Below are 2469 nucleotides of genomic sequence, written 5' to 3' on the forward strand. Positions count from 1 at the left end.
GCCGTTGCGCGCGAGCCCACGCAACTGATGAAGCTCTCGCGCAGCGTGATGCGCCGGGTGCTCGGCGAATCCCCGCAATCGGCTCAGGCGATCGCGGCTGCGATCGGAGAGAGGCTGCAAGGCTTCATGGGCGAATTGTCGCAGGTTCGCGATGCGCTGATCGCGATCGATCGAAGCTAGAGCGCTCGATCAGAGCTCCAATGTCACCGTGACGGGAACGTGGTCCGAGGGCCGCTCCCAACCGCGTGCTTCACGCAGGAAGGTGACGTCGCGCAGGGTCGGCTTCAATCCGTCAGAGAGCCAGATATGGTCGAGCCGGCGACCCTTGTTCGAGGCAGCCCAGTCGGCGGCACGGTAGCTCCACCAGCTATAGAGCTTCTCGGGTTCGGGCCGCAGCGTGCGCGCGGCATCGCTCCAGCCAAGCTCGGTGCGCWGCGTCTCGAGCGTCGTGGTTTCGATGGGTGTATGGCTGACCACGTCGAGAAGCTGCTTATGGCTCCAGACATCGTGCTCATAGGGCGCGATATTGAGGTCGCCGAGCAGGATGCTTGGCCGGTCGGTTGGTCGTTTGGCGATTCCCCAGGCGCCGAGTTCGTCGAGAAAGGCGAGCTTGTGGGCGAACTTGTCGTTCAGGTTCGGATCCGGGATGTCGCCTCCGGCCGGAATGTAGAAATTATGGATGGCGACGCCCGCGGCAGCGCCAGCTCCCTTGTCGAGTACGACCGTCATATGGCGGGCATCATTGCGTCCGCACATCGCCATGGCGTCCTTCTCGCTGAAGGGCAGGCGTGAGACGATCGCGACGCCATTATAGCCCTTCTGGCCGATGAAGGCCTGATGGACATAGCCGATCTTCTCGAAGGCCTTGGCGGGAAACTGCTCGTCAGGAGTCTTGGTCTCCTGCAGGCACAGTACGTCCGGCGCGGTGGTGGTCAGGAATTCCGTCACCATGCCGATGCGCAGGCGCACCGAATTGATGTTCCAGCTCGTAACGGTCAGATTCACGCAGTGTTTCCGGATCGAAAGGGAGCCGGAAACTGGGTCTTGGCAGCGGAAAAAGCAAGCTGTTCCGAAGCCTGACGGCGTTGCGGCCGCCGCCTCGTCTCGCAAGCAAGCCCGGCGCTCGATATCGCTTGGAGGGCCGCCCCTTCAGCGCGTGCTCAGAGCATGCGCTCGTAGTTGATCACGAAATTCTTCGGATCGGGACGCCGCTGCGTATCGAGGTTGTAGAGCGAGACCGATGTCTCGTAGCCCTGGGGATCGATGACCACCCACTGCCTGAGCTCGTTGGCCGCCRTGTCATAGTTCAGGGTGATCTTCGACGTACCGCCAAGGGTCGAACGATCCTCGACGCTGACCGACAGGATGTCGCCCTTGGTGCTGACCTTGGTGATGGTCGAATCTCGGGCAAGGTCCATGCGCTCCTTGACCAGGAACTTCAGTGGCGTCTGGCCGATCGAGTAGAGATCTTGGGTCGCGAGCTTCTTGTCGCGGATCGCCACCGAGGTGCCGTCGGCGATGACTTCCATGGTCACGGGCGGCCGATACTCGAAGCGCATCTTGCCTGGGCGCTGGATATAGAGCTTGCCTTCGAAGCGGCGGCCGTCAGAGGCGAACTGGATGAAGTCGCCCTGCAACGTCGCAAAGCCATTGAAATAGGCATTGAGACGCTCGACAGCTTCCTGCTGTGTGAGCGGGGCTGAATGCTTGCTGGTGGTCGACTTGACCGGGACGGCAGCCGGACGGGGCTGTTCGGCGGCGACCGTGGTGATGACCGGAGCGGAGGTTGCCTCCGCGGTCCGCGGCAGGCCAAGCCCCGGCGGTCGCATGGGCGGCAGCGGGATCGCGCGGGGAGCTGCCGGCTTTGCGGCCGGCGCTGCGGGTTTGGCCTGAAGATCAAGCGGCTGGGCCGCGAGCGGGCCAGACGCAATGGCGAGCCCAAGCGCGACAAAGGCGCCGAGCGAAGCCTGCATTGGCGAAACGCGTGTCATGAGCAAAGCTGCTCCGATGCTGGGGCCATATCGGCCTGGATGTTCGCGTCATTGCCTGATGCGGGCAATGACTGGAGGCGGGCGAAATGGCCCGCCGCCTCAGGTAAACGCATCAACCACCGTATGAGTTGCACTTCAGCGTGGCAATTTGAGGACCTGCCGTCTCTCTGCCGTCCGCTCAATCCTCGTCTTCCCTGGCGCGGCTGGCCTCGACGAGGATCTCTCGCTTGCYGGCGTGGTTGGCGGGGCCGACGATGCCCTCGTTCTCCATGCGCTCCATGATCGAGGCGGCGCGGTTGTAGCCGATCTGCAGGCGGCGTTGGATATACGAGGTCGAGGCCTTCTTGTCGCGCAGCACGACCGCGACCGCCTGGTCGTAGGGATCCTCGCTCTCGGCCTGGCCCATGCCGCTCTTGTCGAAGACGGCGCCGCCATCCTCGTCATCGCTGCCGGCCTCCTCCTCGGCGGTGACCGCGTC

The 2469-nt window shown here is 63.7% G+C and carries 3 protein-coding genes and 1 pseudogene; 1 reads left to right on the top strand and 3 read right to left on the bottom strand.

The window, feature by feature from the left end:
* Positions 1–180: pseudogene (locus AC1D34_RS36600) on the top strand (cyclic nucleotide-binding protein); the annotation flags it as partial.
* Positions 181–189: 9 nt separating this feature from the next.
* Here AC1D34_RS36600 and xth read toward each other — a convergent pair.
* The 3 genes from xth to AC1D34_RS36615 all read right to left on the bottom strand — a co-directional run.
* Positions 190–1005, bottom strand: a complete 816-nt coding sequence (gene xth / locus AC1D34_RS36605) for an exodeoxyribonuclease III (RefSeq protein WP_476826905.1) — start codon at positions 1003–1005, stop codon at positions 190–192.
* A gap of 155 nt (positions 1006–1160) precedes the next feature.
* A complete protein-coding gene (locus tag AC1D34_RS36610) occupies positions 1161–1991 on the bottom strand; it encodes a LolA family protein (RefSeq protein ID WP_476826906.1) in 831 nt (276 codons plus the stop codon).
* A 178-nt stretch (positions 1992–2169) separates the two neighbouring features.
* A partial coding sequence (locus AC1D34_RS36615) for a DNA translocase FtsK (RefSeq protein ID WP_476826907.1) occupies positions 2170–2469 on the bottom strand: 300 nt, incomplete at its 5' end.

The organism is Allobosea sp. P1_A7, assembly GCF_056406775.1.